A 20,923-nucleotide genomic window follows, 5' to 3' on the forward strand; every position below is an offset into this window, starting at 1 on the left:
TTCCTCTTTGACCGCCTCACTACCAGCGACGCTCCAGCTTCTTGCGCAAAATCACAGCAAGCGTGTTCATCATTATCAGGAAGGCCAGCAACACCATAATGGCCGCTGACGTTTTCTCTACAAATGCACGCTCCGGGCTATCCGCCCAGAGAAAAATCTGCACCGGCAAGACTGTGGCCGGGTCGGTAAAACCTCCCGGGATATCGACAATAAAAGCCACCATACCAATCATCAGTAACGGTGCGGTTTCGCCCAGAGCCTGAGCCATGCCGATGATCGCACCGGTGAGCATGCCCGGCATCGCCAGAGGTAATACATGGTGCAATACCACCTGCATGGGCGAAGCACCAACACCAATGGCAGCCTCACGAATAGATGGCGGCACCGCTTTAATCGCCGCCCTGCTCGAAATAATGATCGTCGGCAGGGTCATCAGCGTCAATACCAGACCACCAACCAGAGGAACAGAGCGGGGAACGTGGAAAAAATTGATAAAAATAGCCAACCCCAACAGGCCAAAAATAATCGAAGGCACCGCCGCCAGGTTGTTGATATTCACTTCAATCAAATCCGTCCACCTGTTGCGGGGAGCAAACTCTTCAAGGTACACCGCGGCAGCCACCCCAATCGGGAACGACAGAGCCAGGGTAATGATCAGAGTGAACAGAGACCCCATCGCCGCTCCCCAGATACCGGCCATTTCCGGCTCACGGGAATCACCACTGGTGAAAAAAATACGGTTAAACCGCAACTCAAGCTCACCGGCATCGGCCAGTCGCTCTACCCACGCCTGTCGCTGTTCACTCATTCGACCAACAAAGGCACCACTGTCATCATCAATCGTTTTGTAATAAGTATCGATATCGTCATCAGCCACCAGCCAGAGTGTTTCCGATTGATTGAGCAGCTCGGGATGTTGTTTCAGGCGGTCACGCAACTGATACCCGGCGCCACTGCTTATGAGCCCATAGAGCTCTCGCTTGGCTCTGCGCCCGGAAACATCTTCAAAGCGGCTGAGAAGCGCTTGTCTGACAAGTCCCTGAAAGTCTGCCAGCGCCAACTGCTGCTGATTTCCAACATCCTCTATTTCGAGGATGCTGGCGTCATAAGTCACTTCGAGTTTGATATAGGTCTGCAAAAAAGCCTTGTGCCCTTTGCTGATAATATCCGTGAACAACAACGCAACACAAAGCAGACCAAAGACAACTGCCGCTACACCGTAGAAGCGAAACCGCCGCTCTGCCCGATAACGTTTTGCCAGACTTTTCTGTATCTGCTCTACCCGAGCCTTTTCAATATCAGTCATATTGTTCTCGATATTTTTTCACTACCCGCAAAGCAATAAAATTCAGTACCAGCGTGACCAGAAATAGCATCAGGCCCAGCGCAAACGCCGCCAGAGTTTTGGGGCTGTCAAATTCCTGATCACCCACCAGCAAAGTGACGATCTGCACCGTTACCGTGGTCACCGCATCCAGTGGATTGGCCGTCATTTTCGCCGCAAGCCCGGCAGCCATCACAACAATCATGGTCTCGCCAATGGCTCGGGAAACAGCCAGTAATACACCGCCCACAATTCCCGGCAGCGCCGCCGGAAAGATAACCCGTTTAATGGTTTCCGAGCGGGTAGCACCCAAACCCAGAGAACCGTCTCGCAAACTCTGAGGCACTGCATTGATCACATCATCCGCCAGTGACGAAACAAAGGGTATGATCATCACCCCCATCACCAACCCCGCAGCAAGGGCACTTTCGGAAGATACCTGCAATCCGATATCAGCTCCTGTATTTCGCAAAAACGGTGCAACTGTCAACGCCGCAAAAAAACCATAAACGACGGTCGGGATACCAGCGAGTACCTCCAGCGCAGGTTTCGCTAACCCCCGTACCCGGGATGTCGCGTATTCAGCAAGATAGATCGCGGACATTAATCCCACTGGCACGGCCACAACCATGGCGATAAATGAAATCAGCATGGTACCCACAAATAACGGTATTGCGCCAAAGCTGCCGGAAGAGCCTACCTGGTCACTGCGAATGGCCATTTGCGGGCTCCATTCCGTACCAAACAGAAACTCGGAAGCCGGAACCATCTGGAAGAAACGCAGTGATTCAAATAGCACGGAAAGCAAAATACCAACGGTGGTAAAAATGGCCACACAGGCGCAGGCTATCAAAACACCTTTGAAAACCCGTTCGACCTCCTGGCGGGCACGCAGCTTGGGTGAAACCTTTACCCACCCCCAGCCGAGGCCAATCACCGACAGAGACAGTACTGCGGCCGTCATCAGATATTGTCCTGTGTCGCGCAAATCGTGAAGCTTTTTGGCCGCGGCAACCAGATTCGGATCGGCATTTTCTGTACGCAGGGCACCACTGGCGATATTTTCAATACTGTTAAGCAACAAATTGTGTTCTGCCGCTGTGTGCGGCTTAAGCTGTTCCGGCAGGGAGCTGATCAGTGCGGCACTGATCAGAGGCTCATCAAACATCGCCCAGATAACCAACAACAGCACTGCTGGCAGCGCGCACCAGATAGCTGCTCGCATACCGTAGAAAAACGGCAAAGAATGCAGATGACGAACACCACCCAGTGGCTGTGCCATAGCAACGGAACGACTTCGAGCTGTATAGTAAGCAATGGCGCCAAGCACCAGTAGCACAATTAACAGGTTAGCTGTTGGCATCTCACTATTACCTTCTGAATAAACACCATCGAACGGAACATTGGCACAAATTTTCCCTAGAGGAAGAAAACAAGCCCGGCTCAAAGCCGGGCTTAAATCATAACAGTATTAAGAGGGGAAAAACCCGCTACTTCAATGCTGCACCATCCATACTGGCTTGTGCTTTGATCTCGGCAGCATACTGTTTGCGTAAATCTTTCGGCATGGAAATCATGCCTTTTTCAGCCAGGTAACCTTCTTCACCCCAGGCTTTTTCACTACTAAATTCCGCCAGATAACCTTCAATACCGGGAACCACACCTATGTGGGCTTTCTTCACATAGAAGTATAACGGACGGGAAATCGGATAGGATTTGTCTGCAATGGTTTCAAATTCCGGCTCGGTGCCTTCAATAATGGAACCCTGCACCTTGTCACTGTTCTGGTCCAGGAAAGAGAACCCGAAGATACCCAGTGCATTGGGGTTCGCTTCCAGCTTCTGAACGATCAAGTTGTCATTTTCACCCGCTTCGATGTAGTGTCCATCTTCGCGAATAGCATGGGCAACTGCCTGAAAAACTTTTTTGCCTTTTTTGTTGAAGACACTGGCTGGAATACCCAGCTCTGCCATCAGGCCTGTAATCTCTGCCTTGTCGTTAGAGCCACGCAGTTGCGCCAGATTTGCAAATTTTTTGGCGCCCCCTTCCATTGCCAGCTCGGCAAACGCATCGCGCGTACCAGAAGTCGGGGGAGGGCCCAAAACCTCAATACGTGTGTTTGGCAACGTCGGATTCACGTCTTTCCAGGTTTTGTAAGGGTTATTCATCAGCTTGCCATCCGGGCCGGGGACTTTGGCAGCCAGTGCCAGAAAAAGATCCTTGCGCGTCAATTGCATTGGCGCTTTGGCTTTGGAGTTGGCAACAACAATGCCATCATAACCAATCAACACTTCGATAATATCCGTGACACCATTTTCCTGACACAGCTTGAATTCCGAGGCTTTCATGCGACGCGAAGCATTTGTGATGTCCGGGTGACTGGTACCAACGCCTGAACAAAACAGCTTCATACCACCACCGGAACCGGTTGATTCAATTTTGGGTGTAGGCGTACCTGTTGAGCGGCCATAACGCTCGGCAACAACGGTGGCAAAAGGATAAACGGTTGAAGAGCCAACGATACTTACATAATCACGGGCAGCAGCCAGAACATTTGTGCTGCCAAGAACCAGCGCGACAGCTGCACCAGCGATTGCTAATTTAGGGGTAGTTTTCACTTTCTTGCCTCCAAGGCTTCTGTTTGTAAACCAGACACAGGCTAGTATTTTCGGGTGACAACTGTATGAAAGATTTATGACATTATTATGACAGCTCGCCAAAGGGGAGGTGGGCGTCGGAGTAAAACGACGACGGGCGCAGCCTGAAGCGCGTTTACGAGCGAAATCACAAATGAGCAGAGGCCTGTTCACAGAGCATAGTAACAGCAAGACAACACACGTCGAGCCGGTGATGGTCTGTCACCACCGCTCTGGACAGAAACGTTCCCCGTGCCAAATCCTTTTAGCCCTACCACAAACCCCGTACAATTCGTTAAACGCACGGACAGGGATTTATATCGCCGAATGATCAACTTCTTTCAACATCTGGCCACCATCATCAACGCTGTTACCGAATGGCTCGGCAGAACAATAGCCTGGCTAACACTGGCAATGGTCGTGGTTACCTGCGCCGTGGTGTTCATGCGGTACTATCTGCAAGCGGGCTCCATTGCCCTGCAGGAATCGGTCACCTACATGCATGCGCTCGTCTTTTTACTCGGCGCAGCCTATACACTCAAACACGGCGGGCATGTGCGCGTGGATATCTTCTACCGGCGGTTTACGCCTCGCAAACAAGCAGTAGTGGATATCATTGGCGGGTTGGTCTTCCTTATGCCAGTTGCGCTATTGCTATTACTGTTCTGCTGGGATTATGTGGCCAGCAGCTGGGCTATTCGGGAAACGTCCGGGGAAAGCAGTGGCCTGCCTTTTGTCTACCTTTTAAAGTCTCTTCTGATTGTCATGCCAATCACCCTGTTATTGCAGGCTATCGCAGAGATCATTCAAAATATGCTGTTCGCCTGTGGTATCGGCGGGAATCACCAGCCTGCATCACTTGAAGGCGCCCTCTGATGGCGGACTATATACCACTCTTAATGTTTCTTGTTGTCTGTCTGGTACTACTCAGTGGCTACCCCGTCGCTTTTGTGTTGGCGGGTACAGCGCTTGTCTTTGCTCTGGTCGGCGTGCAAACCGGCCATTTTGACATGGCCTTTCTGCACGCTCTGCCCAGTCGGGTGTACGGCACTATTGATAACACCACGCTGATTGCTGTTCCGCTATTCATTCTGATGGGCGTAATGCTGGAAAAATCCCGCCTGGCAGAAGACCTGCTCGATAACATGGCACAACTGTTTGGCAAAATACGTGGCGGCCTGGGGATTTCAGTTGTGATGGTTGGCGCTCTGCTGGCCGCCAGCACCGGCATTGTCGGCGCAACAGTTGTCACCATGGGGCTGATGTCTCTGCCCACCATGATGAAGCGGGGTTATTCCCCTGCCCTAGCGACTGGCGCCATTTGCGCCACGGGAACACTGGGACAAATCATTCCACCATCGATTGCCCTGGTTCTGCTCGGGGATATTCTCTCAACAGCATACCAGCAAGCCCAATTGAGCATGGGTGTATTTACCCCGAAAACCGTCTCTGTCGGCGACCTGTTCATTGGCGCATTGATTCCGGGGTTGCTGCTGGTGGCGCTTTACATTTTTTATCTGATCGTTATCTCAAGGCTGAAACCTTCCTCGGCGCCGCCCCCCAACAGCAACGAGCAACTCTCTAACGGCTTCACAAAGCTGCTGGCCAGTTTGTTGCCCCCTGTTGTTCTGATTTTTGCGGTACTCGGCTCCATCCTGACGGGTGCGGCCACCCCCACTGAAGCGGCAGGTGTCGGCGCAATGGGGGCCACTCTACTGGCCCTGGCGAAGAGGCAGCTCGACCTTAAGCGATTACAGGAAGTCGTGCGCTCCACCACGCAAATTACCGCCATGGTCTTTATGATTTTGATTGGCGCAGCTATTTTCTCGCTGGTATTTCGTGGCTTTGGCGGTGAGGAACTCGTAGAGCGTATTTTCTACAATATTCCCGGCGGGGTCGTAGGCGCCACCCTGGTGGTCATGCTGGTAATATTTTTACTCGGCTTTATTCTCGATTTTATTGAAATTACGTTTGTCGTGGTGCCGATTGTCGGCCCTATCCTGTTGGCCATGGGGCTCGACCCCATATGGCTGGGCATCATGATTGCCATTAATCTGCAAACCTCTTTCCTGACCCCACCCTTCGGCTTTGCACTATTTTATTTGCGTGGCGTCGCTCCCGCCTCCATCCGAACGGGGGAAATTTATCGCGGCGTCATTCCTTTTATCGGCATCCAGCTCGCCGTAATGGTCATGCTGGCTCTCTGGCCAGGCCTTGCCACCTGGTTGCCAACTATTGTCTTCGGCCCCTAGGGATTGTTCTGCTATGTCTATTATTAATCAACCCAAAAAACCCCATGGCGAACTGATGCTGCAAACCATTGCCATGCCCAACGAAACCAATATTAATGGTGATATTTTTGGTGGCTGGTTGTTATCGCAGATGGATATCGGCGGCGGCATCCTGGCAGGCAGGCGTTGCAAAGGCCGCAACGCCACCGTAGCCGTCAGTGAAATGGTCTTTATCGAACCTGTGCCGGTAGGAGCCATTGTCAGCTGCTACTGCAAAATTGAAAAAGAAGGTCGAACCTCGGTTTCCATCAGTGTTGAGGTGTGGATCAATATCGACACAACGAACGAACCCCGTAAAGTGACCGAAGGTACCTTTGTCTTTGTCGCCATAGATGAAAATGGTCGACCGCGACCTCTACCTGCCATATAACACCGGTTACCCAATCAGGCCCTCGTTTAATAGCTGCTGTTCTTTCAAGTACCGATCCAGTTCCTGATAACCGCCAATGTAGGTTTCGCCATGAAAGATCTGGGGCACAGTGCGCACGGGCTTGCCAATAGTTTTCTCCAGATCGGCCGGAGAAATTTTTTCAGCGTGGATATCCACATAATTGAACGGCAGTTTTTTTGCTTCCAGCACATTTTTTGCCTGCACACAAAAGCCACAACCCGGACGACCAAATACAGTAAAGTGTTTCATTTGTTGTCTCCTTAATTAATCTGGAGACACTATAGCGCTACACCAATCGATAGATCTAATTAATAATATTTAGCAGGCTAATAGTTTTTTATTTTCGTCAAAGAGAGGCAAGATAATGGTACAAACTCATCAGCCTCTCACCAGGTGTGCCAGTAATTCAATATGGGGGGTGTGGGGAAACTGATCCAACGGCTGGATCTCTGCCAACACAAAACCATGTTGATAACAATATTCAACATCGCGGGAAAACGTTGCCAGATTGCATGAAATATAAAAAATGTCACTGAGTTTTTTATTATCGACGAACAACCCTTCTTTACCTTTCAGGCCATCTCTCGGCGGGTCCATAATCAGGATTTCCGTGTCTCTTTTTGCAAAAATTTTTTCAACGGATTCCGCAAGAAAAAGATTGCTGACCAACGTCTCAACACCCGGATATCTTTTATCCAACAGCGCAGCCATCGACTGTTCCGATCCTTCAACAGCCAGAATATTTCTGAAACCCACATCGGAAATAATTTCAGTAAAGTTTCCAGAACCAGCAAATAATTCCACCACCTGCGCGGTTGATTTTTTTTGTTTAAAAAGAGCCGACAGCCTTTCCCGTAGCCAGACACGCATTCTCTCATTTTGCTCACTGTTGCCCTGCCGGAACGGCTTCCGCTTACCTGGCTCAACGGTGTCAGCTGACGTTTGATCGTCAATATCGAGTGTTTGCCATTGCCTTTTATCTCGGCGTTTTCTGTTCGTCGGCCGAAAATCCTTGCGCGGTAATGTTTTGAGCAGTTGTTGCAGGGTATTGCGATTTTTTTCATTCAGAATCAGGCAATCGTCAATTGCAGCAATGCGGTTTGTCGACAAAGAAACATAACCAATTTTTTCACCATCCGTTTTGAGCTGCGCCCGGTTTCGATAGCCTGAAGTTTTCGGAGATTCCCAGATTTTTTTAATTTTTTCGGACGGTGCTTTTTCCAGTCGGGACAAGCTGTCTTCGACACGTTTTTGCTTGGCTTCAAGCTGCGCCTGATAACTCACAAACTGCCACGGACAACCACCACACTGACCTGCTGAAAACCCGTGATGAATGCATGGCGCTTCTGTTCTTGCCGTTGATGCCTGCGTCAACATCACCAGCTCGGCAAAACCATACCGACCTTTAAAGCCTGTTATCCGAAACTCACCCTGTTCTCCTCGCCAGACACCCGGCACAAAGAAAGTCTTGCCGGAAGGGTGCTCTACCACCCCGTTACCTTCGCTGGAAAGATCACGAACGGTTGCATTGAAAATCTCATTCATTTTATTCATAAAAATTCCACGTAAGCATTCGTCTGCCAACCCAACTAACGGGCCTTTGTCTGGCTAAAAATCACGATAAACTGCCTGCAGGATGGCAGCGGGGGCAATACTATTTCAAGCGGTTGATAAAGTCGTTTGCTTCATCAATCGAGCGCTGCATTTGCGCAACCAGACGGTTGACATCGGCATCAATGGATCGCAGCTCTCCTTTAAGCGAAGCGATGGCCTGCGCATTAAGATTGTGCTTCAGGTACAGCACCTGATCCTTCAAGGTAGTCAGAACCGGATAGACACTTTTTTCGGCACTGCGCATACTGGCTATCAGCTGCCGGTATTTCCGGCGGGTATCGCGAAGTTTTCGATTGCTATCATTGCGCAGACTGGCATTCTGTATTTCACCGATTTCTCGTTGCCACTCGTCAAAGAGGTCTTCCGCCACACGTTCAACCGACTCTATGTGTTTTGCGATGGCTTTCGCCGCTGCTTCACTGTCTTCGTATTCCGCACTCAGCCTGTTATACAGTTTTTCAAGATCACCACCATCAAAATTGACCACTGCGCGATATTGTTCCAGAGCATCTTTAAATTCTTCTTGCGCCTCCTGCTGGGCTTCCTGGGTATTTTCAATTCGATCTACCAGGATATCTCTTTTTTCAACACCCAGTTTTTCCCAGGCACCGTAGTAAGCTGTTTCACAACCCGCCAAGATTATTAAAACAACCCCTGCTATCAAGCGCTTCATGCTCCTGCCCTCTTTTCTTTCTGCTTCCACCGTCAGTAAACCTTTGGTTCACCTTCCGGCCGCTTTTTGAATCGCTTGTACTCCCACTGGTACTGCTCTGGAAACAGACGCACAATCTGCTCCACACAACGATTCAAAGCCGAGGCCGCCACAACCGGATCCTCCGCATAAATCTGCTGATCCGGCTCCATATAGATAATTTCAAAACCGCCAGGTACTCGCTTTGCCGCCGCCACAATTGGTGTTGCGCCAGTGCTTTTGAGAAGATTCTGAAGCAATGTCATGGTCAACGTCGGCACACCAAAGAACGGGGCGAAGACACCCGCTCCCTGCTGAGGAACCTGATCTGGTAAAATACCCGTCAACTCGCCTTCGCGCAGTGCTTTTACCAGTGCGATCACACCGCGCCGATTAGTTGGTGCCAGCTTGGTGCCGCTACGGCTTCGCGCCTTTTTAACCAACGCCTCCAGTTCCTGCTGCCGCGGTGGCTGATAGAGGCATGTCATTTGTATAATTGTGGCAATATGCAGACCAAGCGCCTCCCAGTTTCCCAGGTGCGGTGCAATCATGATAATGCCCTTGTCTCCCGACAGGCATCGGTCCATCAACTGCTGATTGGTGGAGTGGACAATATGACGACGCAACCAGTCCTCGGACCTTTGCCATACCACCGGCGTCTCAAAAAAGGTTTTACCCCATTCACGCATACTGGCGCGTACTAATCGCTGCTGTTGTCCTGCCGATAACTCGGGGAAGCAGAGCCTTATATTCGTAACCGCAACCTGAGCACCTTTGCTGTTCAGTAAGTAATTCAGCTCACCAATGAATGCTCCCAGTGCACGAGCCAGCCCCAGTGGTAATAACCCAATAATCAGAATCAATGTTTTTGCCAACAATACTTTCATGGCTGTCCGCTCTTCTTCGTGGGAGGGAGCTTACAAGAAAAACCCTCTGGACTAAACGGTAAACCCTTACTATCGGCGGGTTCGCACCTTATAATTGCCTGCTTTGTATATCCGCAGGGGATAAAAGGTGCCACAAACCACACCCGATGTTTCAACCTTTCAGGGCCTGATTCTGGCTTTGCAACAATTCTGGGCGCGCAACGGCTGCGTCATTTTGCAACCACTGGATATGGAGGTGGGCGCAGGCACCTTTCATCCGGCGACTTTTCTGCGCGCCATCGGACCGGAAACCTGGAACAGCGCCTATGTACAACCTTGTCGTCGCCCCACAGATGGCCGCTATGGCGAAAACCCCAACCGCCTCCAGCACTACTATCAGTTCCAGGTTGTGTTAAAGCCGTCACCAGCCAACATTCAGGAATTATATCTGGACTCATTGCGGGAGTTGGGTGTCGACCCAATGATTCACGATATCCGCTTTGTTGAAGACAACTGGGAATCGCCAACCCTGGGCGCCTGGGGACTGGGTTGGGAAGTGTGGCTCAACGGTATGGAGGTCACCCAGTTTACCTATTTTCAACAAGTCGGCGGACTGGAATGCTACCCGGTTACCGGGGAAATTACCTATGGCCTTGAGCGAATCGCCATGTACTTACAGGGCGTTGACAGTATTTATGATCTGGTGTGGACTTGTGGCCCCGCCGGCAAGGTAACCTACGGTGATGTTTTCCACCAGAATGAGGTAGAAATGTCAGCCTTCAACTTTGAAGAAGCGGACGTCGACTTCCTCTTTCAAAGCTTTGATACTTATGAGCGGGAAAGCCAGCGACTTATTGACAGAGGTCTGCCCCTGCCGGCTTATGAAATGGTCATGAAGGCCTCCCACGCATTTAACCTGTTGGATGCCCGCCACGCTATCTCTGTTACCGAAAGACAGCGCTTTATTCTGCGAGTACGGACCCTTGCACGCGCAGTAGCGCAAGCCTATTTTGATTCGCGGCTGGCACTTGGCTTCCCGCTGGCTCCACCGGAACTTGCCAACGAAATAAAACAGCAAGTGGAGCAACAGGCATGAACCCGGAAACAAAAACCATGAGTCACACTACCGTGCCAGGCGCAGATTTTCTCGTAGAAATCGGTACTGAAGAATTGCCACCAAAAGCCTTGTTGTCACTGATAGAGGCCTTCAGGGAATCTATCGTAAAACAACTCGCAGATTCAGGCCTGGGGTTTGCCGGGGTACAAACATTTGCAACACCCCGGCGCCTGGCTGTCATGGTTGAATCTCTCGACCAGCAAGCGCCCAGTAAAGAGGTCATCGCCTGGGGGCCGCCAACCAAAGTGGCGTTTGATGAAAGCGGCCAACCATCCCGTGCCGCTGAAGCCTTTGCCAGTAAAAACGGTATCGCTTTGGACGTGTTACTCGAATACGTCGAAAATGACGGCAAACAGGACAAACTCTGTTATCGCGCAACCGAACAGGGCCTGTCGTCGACCGTTTTGCTGCCCGGAATCATAGAGACAGCACTCGCGGCACTACCCATCCCGAAGCGCATGCGCTGGGGAGCACAACGAGAGGAGTTTGTACGCCCGGTTCACTGGGTTGTGATGCTGCTGGGGCCAGACGTTATAACAGCAACCATCATGGGGCTGGCGACAGGCAATACCTCTCAGGGCCATCGATTTCACGGCCCGGGAGAAGTCGCGATCAATTCTCCTGGCAGTTATGTAGATGATTTGCGCGCCGCCTTTGTCATTGCTGATTTTGATGAGCGCCGTGAGCGAATTCGAAACGGTATACAATCCTGTGCGGAAAGTGCTGGAGGAACGGCAGTCATTGATGAAGACCTGCTCAACGAAGTCACAGCGCTTAACGAGTGGCCCGTATCCCTGGCAGGGGAGTTTGATAAACGATTCCTTGAGGTGCCTTCCGAAGCGCTTATTTCCTCAATGAAAGAGCACCAGAAGTACTTTCACTTGGTTGATGATCGTGATCAGTTACTACCTCTTTTTGTTACCGTTGCCAATATAGACAGCAAAGACCCATCACAAGTTATCAGAGGCAATGAACGGGTTATTCGCCCCCGACTCGCTGATGCCGATTTTTTCTACAAAACGGATTTAAAAACCTCCCTGGCAGAGAGACGTGAAAGTCTGAAAAACATTGTATTTCAGTCCAGGCTGGGGTCGGTTTTTGATAAAACCGAGCGTGTAGCGAGGCTATCTATTGCTCTGGCGGCCACTGTTGGCGCTGATCCGGAAAAAGCACAACGTGCTGCCGAGCTCAGTAAATCCGATCTTGTCAGTGATATGGTTGGCGAGTTCGACAAGCTTCAGGGCATTATGGGCCGCTACTACGCAATCAATGACGGAGAGGACCGCGAGGTAGCCGAAGCACTTTACGAGCAATACCTGCCTAAATTTGCCGGGGACAAAATTCCGGCGACGGCCATTGGCGCAACGCTGGCTCTTGCCGACAGGCTTGACACCCTGGCGGGAATCTTTGGTATTGGTCAGAAGCCTTCCGGCTCCCGGGACCCCTTTGCACTCCGCCGTGCCAGCCTGGGTGTGCTGCGTATTGTGGTGGAGAAAGAAATTGATCTCGATTTACGGGAAGCATTGAGCCTGGCGATTAAGCAACACGGTGATCTGGCAGCCACAGAAACACTTTGTGAGGAAGTGCTCACTTACATGCTAGACCGTTTCAAGTCATGGTATGAAGATGAAAAAATCGCCTCCGAAGTATTTCAGTCAGTGGCTGCCAAACAATTGTCAAAACCCCTGGATATTCATCAGCGTGTGCAAGCTGTTCATGCTTTCAGTCAATTGCCGGAAGCAGCAGCGCTTGCTTCAGCAAACAAACGGGTTTCCAATATTTTGAGCAAGCAGAGTGCTATTGATACCTCTTTGTCAATCAACCCGGCACTGCTGGAGGCGGGAGCTGAACAAACATTAGCCGCAGACCTCTCTGTACTGGCAGACAAGGTCGAGCCTCTCCTTCGTGAGCGCCGCTATACTGATGCACTGACCAAACTGGCTCAATTGCAAAAACCGGTTGATCAATTTTTTGATGACGTCATGGTCATGACCGATGACGAAGCGGTGCGCAACAATCGCCTGAATCTCCTCCATAAATTAAGAAGCCTGTTTCTGGAAGTAGCTGATATTTCACTGCTGGCACCCTCAAAATGAAGCAGGCAAAATGAAACTGGTCATTCTCGACCGGGATGGCGTAATCAATCGTGATTCCGACGAGTATATAAAGTGCCTGGCAGAATGGTTGCCGATTGAAGGTAGTATTGAAGCGATCGCGCGTTTGAATCAAGCCGGTTTTACCGTTGCAGTGGCAACGAATCAGTCCGGGCTCGGTAGAGGTTATTTTGATCTGGATGAGCTGGAAGCCATGCACGCTCGACTGAACGAACTTGTTAATGATGCCGGGGGCGAGATTGCCGGCATTTTCTATTGCCCCCACAAACCGGATGACGGCTGCAACTGTCGAAAACCCGCTGCCGGTTTACTCGATACAATCGCCGAAGAACTGAAGGCTGAACTGACAGGTGCCGTTGTTATTGGTGACAGTCTACGTGATCTTGAAGCCGGGATCGCAAGAAACTGCCTGCCTATACTGGTTCGCACTGGAAAGGGAGCAGACACCGAAAAAAAACTGGCCGGGCACCGTGATTCAAGAATCAAACATACTCAGGTTTTTGAAGACCTTGCCACGGCAGCAAAACATCTGATTACGCAACAAAACCATACCTGACGGGAATAAAATGCCACTCATTCGATCAATTCTCTTTTACGCTGGTTACATCCCCATTGTTATCGTTTTCGCCACTTTTGGCTGCACAATCGGCGCAATTATGCCTTATCGAATGCGCCAGAATATCGTTACCTGGGCCAATGCTCTGGTTGTTCGCTGGCTGAACCTGTCCTGTGGTATAAAACTGCGAATCGAAGGCCTGGAAAACCTGCCAAAAACACCCGCTGTCATCATGTCGAAACACCAGTCCAGCTGGGAAACTTACTATCTGCAACGCATTCTGAGGCCAGTCAGTACAATATTAAAGAAAGAACTGTTCAAAATTCCCTTTTTCGGCTGGGGGTTATATTTTATGCACCCGATTGCCATCGATAGGGATAATCCCAGAAAAGCCATGAAGCAGGTGCAAGAGCAAGGCCTTCAGCGCTTGAAACAAGGCAATAATGTGTTGGTTTACCCTGAAGGCACTCGCGTGCCCTTCGGTACTACCGGGAAATACGCCCGCAGCGGCGCTTCTCTGGCAATTGCTGCGCAAGTCCCGGTAATTCCGGTGGCTCACAACGCCGGTTATTGCTGGGAGGTGGGAAAATTTATCAAACGACCTGGCGTCATTCATCTGGTTATTGGGCCCGCCATAAGCAGCGCTAACACCGATAGCCGTACACTGACCCATGAAGTCCAGACATGGATTGAGAGTACACAGCAAACCCTGTCACATTCTTGACCTATCGTTCTGGCGGCTAAAGCACAGCTTACATAAACTGAAGGGAATCAGAGAGGTACTTCGTATGAGTGCTTTTGATAACGGGAAACGCAACGGTCAGGAGCGCAGAAAAAATCAGCGCCGGACAACTTCTGACCGCCGTGTCGATGTTCGCTTCGAACCCGGTAAAGAAGATCGCCGCCAAAAGAAACGCCGCAAGACCGATCGCGACATCTGGAGCCAGCACGACGAATGACACGCGCACCTCACAAAAAAGGCCTGAATATCAATATATTACAGGCCTTTCTATATCGAAGATCCGCTAAATATCAAGGTTGGAAACCGCCAGGGCATTGGTTTCAATAAACTCCCTTCGAGGCTCTACCTGATCACCCATCAACGTGGTAAACATCTGATCAGCGGCTATGGCATCCTCAATCGTGACTTTCAGCATTCTTCGGGTTTCAGGATTCATCGTAGTTTCCCACAATTGTTCCGGATTCATCTCACCCAGTCCTTTGTAACGCTGGATACTGTAACCACGGCGGGATTCATCCATTAACCACTCAAGGGCATCAGCGAAATCCGTAACGGCAGCGCTGCGTTCTCCCCGTTGAATGTATGCCCCCTCTTCAATTAGGCCTTGCAGTTTCTGCCCAAGAGCAACAATGATACGATACTCACCAGATGAGAAAAAATCTTTATTTAACAAATAGTTATCAGCAACACCATGCGCAGTTATCTCAACACACGGCAAAAATATGTGCCGCTCTGCATCTTCTTGTGAAAAAACCTGATAGCGATGACTACCGGACGAATAATCTTCCATACTTACAGCCAGAGCCTGGCACCACTTTTCAACAGCACTCTGATCTGCCAACAAGTCTTTTTCCATCACAGGGAGGTAGATCAATGCTTCCAATACTTCTTGGGGATAAACCCGTGACATCCTTTCAATAATGGACATGGTGTGGCGGTATTCTCCAACCAACCCCTCCAGTGCTGCTTCTGTGATCCCCGGAGCATCAGCATTTACATGTAAACTGCTGCCTTCCAGTGCTGTCTGGGTCAAAAAATCAGTTAATGCCTGATCATCCTTGAGGTATTGCTCCTGTTTTCCTTTACTGATCTTGTAGAGTGGTGGCTGGGCAATATATATGTGTCCCTGTTCAATCAGCTCTCGCATTTGCCGAAAAAAGAATGTCAGTAATAGGGTACGAATATGAGACCCATCCACATCCGCATCCGTCATTATCAGCACGGTGTGATAACGCAGCTTTTCAGGGTTGAATTCTTCTGCGCCTATTCCGCAACCCAGAGCAGTAATCAAAGTACCCACCTCTGCACTGGACAACATTTTGTCAAAACGAGCCTTTTCAACATTAAGGATTTTACCTTTTAACGGCAAAATCGCCTGGGTGCGTCGGTCACGCCCTTGCTTCGCCGACCCCCCCGCAGAGTCACCCTCCACAAGGTAAAGCTCTGATAATGCAGGATCTTTTTCTTGGCAATCCGCCAGTTTCCCCGGTAGTCCGGCAATATCCAACGCCCCTTTTCGGCGAGTCATCTCCCTCGCCTTACGCGCCGCCTCCCTTGCCCTGGCAGCATCGAGCATTTTTGTAACAATATTTTTTGCTTCCTGTGGGTTCTCCATCAAGAAGTCATTAAACTTGTCTCCCATTTCCTGTTCAACAGCACTCTTCACCTCTGAACTTACCAACTTGTCTTTGGTTTGGGAAGAAAACTTGGGGTCAGGAACCTTCACCGAAATAATAGCCGTTAAGCCTTCTCGAGCATCATCACCTGTTGTGTTCACCTTGGCCTTTTTGGCAATACCCTCTTTCTCGATATAGGTATTTAAACCGCGTGTTAGCGCACCTCGAAAACCTGCCAGGTGAGTACCACCATCCCGTTGAGGAATATTATTGGTATAACAAAAAATATTCTCCTGGAAACTGTCATTCCACTGCAAAGCCACCTCAACACCAATGCCATCTTCTCGCTGGGTGCTGAAATGCATGACCTGATTAACCGTTGTTTTGTTTGTGTTCAGGTATTCCACAAAGGCTCTCAAACCACCCTCATACTCAAAAACATCTTCCGCCCCTGAACGCTCATCTTTCAATACAATGCGAACACCTGAATTCAGAAAAGACAGCTCTCTCAACCGTTTTGCAAGGATATCGTAATGGAATTTGATGTTGTTGAAGGTTTCTGGTGACGGGATAAAGTGAACTTCTGTCCCAGTCTCTGTTGTTTCGCCCACAACCGACAGCGGCGCTTCAGGCACACCGTGACGATATACCTGCTCATGAACCTCTCCTTCCCTGCGAATGGTCAGTCGCAGCTCTGCGGATAATGCGTTGACCACTGAAACCCCAACACCGTGCAGACCTCCTGACACTTTATAAGTGTTATCATCAAACTTTCCGCCAGCATGTAGCACAGTCATGATAACTTCAGCCGCGGAAACGCCCTCCTCGTGCTCTTCTGTGGGAATGCCGCGCCCATTGTCAGAGACCGAAACAGACTCATCGGGATGAATGACAACTCGTATTTCCGAGCAATGTCCGGCTAATGCTTCATCAATAGAGTTGTCAACGATTTCAAACACCATGTGATGCAGCCCGGTGCCATCATCCGTATCACCAATGTACATCCCGGGTCGTTTGCGAACCGCATCCAAACCCTTCAACACTTTAATGCTGGATGAGTCGTAATTCCGCTCTTCACTCATTGCTTATGCTCATATTCATTAAATGTAAACTTCAGCAGGCATTACCCGCCCATGTTCCACGTGGAACAACCCTATATCACCAGCCTTAATTTCAGGCCAGATCATTAACAAATCTTCTTTATCAACACCCGTAACAAAAACCTGCGCTTCAAGGTCCATCAACAAACGACCCACAGCTTTACGCCGTTCTTCATCAAGCTCCGCAGGCAAGTCATCCAGCAAATAGATGCACTGCTGGCCTGTTATCTCTTTAAACAACTGCCCCTGTGCGAGCTGCATTGCGCTGACCAGTACTTTTGCCTGCCCCCGGGATAGCAGCTCGGCCGCACCGGCGCGGCCGGATCGAACCCGGAGGTCCGCCCTGTGCGGCCCATGGTGCGTCACCTTGTTTTGCTGATCTCTCGGTCTATTACTCAATAAAACACTTTCCAGAGATTGCGCGGTATCCCAGCCAGGGTAATAACCAAAACTAACCGTGTCAGCCATGGCTTTCCCACCCAGATCGCTCGCAGCCTTCTTAATAAGCGGTATCAACCTTTCCGCATAGCCTTTTCGATAGCTATCAACCTGCTCAGCCAAAGAAACGAATTCTCTGTCCCAGGTAGCCAACAAAGCACCGTCTATTCTATCACGCCGAAGCAGAGAATTCCGTTGTTTCAACGACCTCTGGAAGCGCTTCCAGATATCTCGATAACCTTGTTCCACGTGGAACACACCCCAATCAAGGTAGCGCCTGCGTCCACCTGGCCCACCCTCCAACAAAGAAAAACTGTCCGAGTTGAGCAGTAATAACGGAACGGCATCAGCCAAATGAGATGCAGCATAAACCGGCTCTCCAGCCACTCGCATCACAAACCCGCCATTGCGGAGTCGCTGCACACCAACGGGGGTTGTGGCCCCCGAGCCTTTGGATAAATAACCAACCGAAATAAAGCCGTCCTGATCTTTCGCCATAACGCTTAACGGATTTCGGGTGCGAAAGGATCTCCCCCGACCCAAAAGATAAATCGCTTCCAGCACACTGGTTTTACCACTGCCGTTGTGTCCGTAAAAAAGATTTACACGGGGTGCAAAAGAAAGCTGAACCGCAACAAGGTTTCTAACCCCCTGCAGGTCCAGCTTTTTAAGATACATTTCTGTAAAGAAATACGATTAGAAAAACGACACTAAAGCCTCATAGGCATAACGACATAGGTTGCACCATTGTCTGCGGGGTCTTCCACAAGCGCACTGCTATTCGAGTCGGAAAGGGTAAAGCGGACACTCTCCCCTTTGAGAACCCCGAGCACATCAAGCACATAACTGACATTAAAACCTATCTCCAGCTCATCACCTGAATAATTAACCGTGACTTCTTCCTGCGCTTCTTCCTGTTCAGGGTTGTTCGCAACCAGCTTTAAAAGGCCGTCAGACAACATCAGACGAACACCTCGATATTTTTCATTGGACAAGATAGCTGTGCGACTGAAAGCATGACGCAGCTCATCTTTCCCACCCTCCATCAACTTGCTTCCTCCTTGTGGCAGCACCCGCCGATAATCCGGATAAGCACCATCAACCAACTTGGAAGTAAATCGATATTCAGGCGTGACAATTCTCAAGTGATTATTGCCCAGCATAATGGAGATATTTTGGTCACCGTCAAGCATGCGGGATAATTCAATCACCCCTTTGCGGGGCAAGATAGCTTGCGTTTTTTCTGCTGCGCTGGTGGAAACCGAGCACTCAGCCATCGCGAGACGGTGTCCATCCGTAGCGACGGCCCGCAAAGTATCCCCTTCAACCTCCCACAGCATACCGTTTAAATAATAACGGACATCCTGCTGCGCCATAGCAAAAGCCGTACTGTCAATCAGGTATTTCAGGTCTTGCTGTGGAATCTCGAAATCAAGCTTGCTTGACCCTTCATCCACACTGGGAAACTCATTAGCTGGCAGGGTTGCCAGAGTGAAACGGCTGCGGCCACTACTGATCTGAGCACGACCATCCTGCTCACTGATACTTATTACTGCACCCTCTGGCAAGGAACGGCAAATATCAACCAGCTTGCGAGCCGGAACGGTCACTTCACCATTTTCACCCTCCTGCTCAAGCGCAACCTGGCCAACAATTTCAACCTCCAGATCCGTGCCGGTTAGCTCAAGGCGATTACCCTGAAGACTAATCAACACATTTGAGAGAATTGGTAGTGTCTGTCGGCGTTCCACCACACCCACTACTAACTGTAGTGGCTTTAATAGGGCTTCTCGAGATACTGAGAATTTCATTATTCATCTTCCAAAATGATAGGGTAATTGGTTGTTTTCCAGCTTCAAACTTTATATCAGGTGGTTAGTGTACGCATTAATTTCTTAATGTCATCTCGCATTTCCTGATCAGTTTCCTGCAGCTCTTTTATTTTTCGGCAGGCATGAAGAACAGTGGTGTGATCACGACCACCAAACGCTTCACCAATTTCCGGCAAACTGTGGTTCGTCAGTTCCTTGGCCAACGCCATCGCAACCTGGCGAGGCCGGGCCACAGAACGACTGCGACGCTTGGAAAGCAAATCAGACATCTTTACCTTAAAGTATTCTGTCACCACTCTCTGGATGTTATCTATCGTGACCAGGCGATCTTGCAGAGCCAACAAGTCCTTTAGCGATTCACGAATAAGATCCACCCCTATTGGCTTTCCAGTAAAGTGAGCACTCGCTATCACCCGCTTTAATGCCCCTTCAAGCTCGCGTACATTTGAACGGATTCTCTGGGCGATAAAAAAAGCCGAATCATTGGGTAGGTCAACCCTGGCCTGCTGGGCCTTCTTCATCAGAATAGCGACTCTTGTTTCCAGTTCAGGAGGTTCAACAGCCACCGTTAACCCCCAACCAAAACGAGACTTTAAGCGCTCCTCAAGATCATCTACCTCTTTCGGGTAACGATCACAGGTCAGAATCATTTGCTGCCCGCCTTCGAGCAGCGCATTGAAAGTATGAAAAAACTCCTCCTGAGAGCGACCCTTCCCGGCAAAAAATTGAATATCATCAATCAACAGCGCATCCACAGAACGATAGAAGCGTTTGAAGTCATTAATGGCATTGAGTTGCAGCGCCTTTACCATGTCGGCAACGAAACGCTCTGAATGGAGATAAACAACTTTAGCATTCGGTTTTTGAGCGCGCAGCGCGTTGCCTACCGAGTGCATCAAGTGTGTTTTACCGAGCCCGACACCACCGTAAATAAATAGCGGGTTATACGAGCCACCAGGATTCTCTGCTATTTGTCTCGCCGCAGCCAACGCTAACTGGTTAGACTTGCCTTCAACAAAAGAATCAAACGTGAAGTTTGCATTGAGGTTGCTCTCGTGGCGAATACCACCTAGAACCTCCGGCTCCACCTTCCTCACCTGAACCCTTGTGGTCGGGTTTGGTGTCGGCACCGATAGGACTTTTGGCGTGGCGCCATTAACCGGCTGTTGTGTGCTACTTGTATCGTGTGTCGTAAAGGCCGGAGCCGAAACGGCCCGTGAAGAAATTATCACCTCGCAAGCGTGGCCCTTAAGCTGCGCTGACAGTTCTTGTATGCGATTAAGAAATTTATCAGCCACCCAATCCTGAACAAAACGGTTGGGCGCAACAAGCTGTAGCTTACTCGCATCCTGCCCTGCATCGAGCTGGAGCGGGCGAATCCATGTATTAAATTGCTGCTCAGGTAACTCTTCCTGCAAACGGTCAAGACAGGTTTCCCACAAAACTTCGGCCAACACAAAACCCCTTTTATTCTATTTTTAAGGCTAATACCCATACTACGCACTCAATCAGAAACCGATTTACCACCAGACATACACCCACAAAGGTATCCGGAATTCCGATTACACACCGTAGAATTCAAATAAATCTTCTGA

19 protein-coding genes are annotated in these 20,923 nt (G+C 50.0%); 8 read left to right on the forward strand and 11 right to left on the reverse strand.

Annotation, left to right across the window (positions count from 1 at the left end; all coding sequences use genetic code 11):
* Nucleotides 1-19: 19 nt before the first annotated feature.
* The 3 genes from pstA to H7A02_11620 form a co-directional block, all read right to left on the reverse strand.
* A complete protein-coding gene (gene pstA, locus H7A02_11610; GenBank protein MCP5172898.1) occupies nt 20-1,306 on the reverse strand; it encodes a phosphate ABC transporter permease PstA in 1,287 nt (428 codons plus the stop codon).
* A complete protein-coding gene (pstC, locus tag H7A02_11615) occupies nt 1,299-2,687 on the reverse strand; it encodes a phosphate ABC transporter permease subunit PstC (GenBank protein ID MCP5172899.1) in 1,389 nt (462 codons plus the stop codon). The genes pstA and pstC overlap by 8 nt, the downstream gene beginning before the upstream one ends.
* Before the next feature lie 127 nt (nt 2,688-2,814).
* Nucleotides 2,815-3,918, reverse strand: a complete 1,104-nt coding sequence (locus H7A02_11620) for a PstS family phosphate ABC transporter substrate-binding protein (GenBank protein MCP5172900.1) — start codon at nt 3,916-3,918, stop codon at nt 2,815-2,817.
* Between the two features lie 369 nt (nt 3,919-4,287).
* Between H7A02_11620 and H7A02_11625 the strand changes: the two genes are divergently transcribed.
* The 3 genes from H7A02_11625 to H7A02_11635 are packed head-to-tail and all read left to right on the forward strand — an operon-like array spanning nt 4,288 to nt 6,621.
* Nucleotides 4,288-4,836: a TRAP transporter small permease subunit gene (locus H7A02_11625; GenBank protein ID MCP5172901.1), complete on the forward strand. Its 549-nt coding sequence runs from the start codon at nt 4,288-4,290 to the stop codon at nt 4,834-4,836.
* Complete coding sequence (locus H7A02_11630; protein ID MCP5172902.1) at nt 4,836-6,212, forward strand: TRAP transporter large permease subunit; 1,377 nt, start codon at nt 4,836-4,838, stop codon at nt 6,210-6,212. The genes H7A02_11625 and H7A02_11630 overlap by 1 nt, the downstream gene beginning before the upstream one ends.
* Nucleotides 6,213-6,225: 13 nt before the next feature.
* Entirely contained in the window at nt 6,226-6,621 is a 396-nt protein-coding gene (locus tag H7A02_11635) for an acyl-CoA thioesterase (protein MCP5172903.1), read from the forward strand.
* A gap of 6 nt (nt 6,622-6,627) precedes the next feature.
* On the opposite strand, the gene H7A02_11640 is transcribed toward H7A02_11635, so the two are convergent.
* The 4 genes from H7A02_11640 to H7A02_11655 form a co-directional block, all read right to left on the reverse strand.
* Nucleotides 6,628-6,891, reverse strand: coding sequence for a GrxA family glutaredoxin (locus H7A02_11640; GenBank protein MCP5172904.1), 264 nt, complete (start codon nt 6,889-6,891; stop codon nt 6,628-6,630).
* A 129-nt stretch (nt 6,892-7,020) separates the two neighbouring features.
* Nucleotides 7,021-8,196, reverse strand: coding sequence for a class I SAM-dependent RNA methyltransferase (locus H7A02_11645; protein MCP5172905.1), 1,176 nt, complete (start codon nt 8,194-8,196; stop codon nt 7,021-7,023).
* 100 nt (nt 8,197-8,296) lie between these two features.
* A complete protein-coding gene (locus H7A02_11650) occupies nt 8,297-8,929 on the reverse strand; it encodes a DUF2959 domain-containing protein (GenBank protein ID MCP5172906.1) in 633 nt (210 codons plus the stop codon).
* Nucleotides 8,930-8,961: 32 nt separating this feature from the next.
* Nucleotides 8,962-9,834: a lysophospholipid acyltransferase family protein gene (locus H7A02_11655; protein ID MCP5172907.1), complete on the reverse strand. Its 873-nt coding sequence runs from the start codon at nt 9,832-9,834 to the stop codon at nt 8,962-8,964.
* 127 nt (nt 9,835-9,961) lie between these two features.
* On the opposite strand from H7A02_11655, the gene glyQ reads away from it, so the two are divergent.
* From glyQ to H7A02_11680, 5 genes are all read left to right on the forward strand, one after another.
* Nucleotides 9,962-10,909, forward strand: a complete 948-nt coding sequence (gene glyQ, locus H7A02_11660) for a glycine--tRNA ligase subunit alpha (GenBank protein ID MCP5172908.1) — start codon at nt 9,962-9,964, stop codon at nt 10,907-10,909.
* Nucleotides 10,910-10,926: 17 nt separating this feature from the next.
* Nucleotides 10,927-13,026: a glycine--tRNA ligase subunit beta gene (locus H7A02_11665; GenBank protein ID MCP5172909.1), complete on the forward strand. Its 2,100-nt coding sequence runs from the start codon at nt 10,927-10,929 to the stop codon at nt 13,024-13,026.
* 10 nt (nt 13,027-13,036) lie between these two features.
* A complete protein-coding gene (gene gmhB, locus H7A02_11670) occupies nt 13,037-13,600 on the forward strand; it encodes a D-glycero-beta-D-manno-heptose 1,7-bisphosphate 7-phosphatase (GenBank protein ID MCP5172910.1) in 564 nt (187 codons plus the stop codon).
* A gap of 10 nt (nt 13,601-13,610) precedes the next feature.
* Nucleotides 13,611-14,324, forward strand: coding sequence for a 1-acyl-sn-glycerol-3-phosphate acyltransferase (locus H7A02_11675; GenBank protein MCP5172911.1), 714 nt, complete (start codon nt 13,611-13,613; stop codon nt 14,322-14,324).
* A gap of 64 nt (nt 14,325-14,388) precedes the next feature.
* Entirely contained in the window at nt 14,389-14,559 is a 171-nt protein-coding gene (locus tag H7A02_11680) for a hypothetical protein (protein MCP5172912.1), read from the forward strand.
* Nucleotides 14,560-14,625: 66 nt separating this feature from the next.
* On the opposite strand, the gene gyrB is transcribed toward H7A02_11680, so the two are convergent.
* From gyrB to dnaA, 4 genes are read right to left on the reverse strand one after another with little or no spacing between them, the layout of a single operon-like run.
* Nucleotides 14,626-17,040: a DNA topoisomerase (ATP-hydrolyzing) subunit B gene (gyrB, locus tag H7A02_11685; protein MCP5172913.1), complete on the reverse strand. Its 2,415-nt coding sequence runs from the start codon at nt 17,038-17,040 to the stop codon at nt 14,626-14,628.
* Nucleotides 17,041-17,058: 18 nt separating this feature from the next.
* Nucleotides 17,059-18,174 carry a DNA replication/repair protein RecF gene (recF, locus tag H7A02_11690; protein MCP5172914.1) on the reverse strand — a complete coding sequence of 372 codons (1,116 nt, stop codon included), beginning with the start codon at nt 18,172-18,174 and terminating at the stop codon, nt 17,059-17,061.
* A gap of 32 nt (nt 18,175-18,206) precedes the next feature.
* Complete coding sequence (gene dnaN / locus H7A02_11695; GenBank protein ID MCP5172915.1) at nt 18,207-19,307, reverse strand: DNA polymerase III subunit beta; 1,101 nt, start codon at nt 19,305-19,307, stop codon at nt 18,207-18,209.
* A gap of 56 nt (nt 19,308-19,363) precedes the next feature.
* Entirely contained in the window at nt 19,364-20,782 is a 1,419-nt protein-coding gene (gene dnaA / locus H7A02_11700) for a chromosomal replication initiator protein DnaA (GenBank protein MCP5172916.1), read from the reverse strand.
* Between the last annotated feature and the right edge of the window lie 141 nt (nt 20,783-20,923).

This window comes from Pseudomonadales bacterium (genome assembly GCA_024234435.1).
Lineage (GTDB): Bacteria > Pseudomonadota > Gammaproteobacteria > Pseudomonadales > Porticoccaceae > JACKOF01.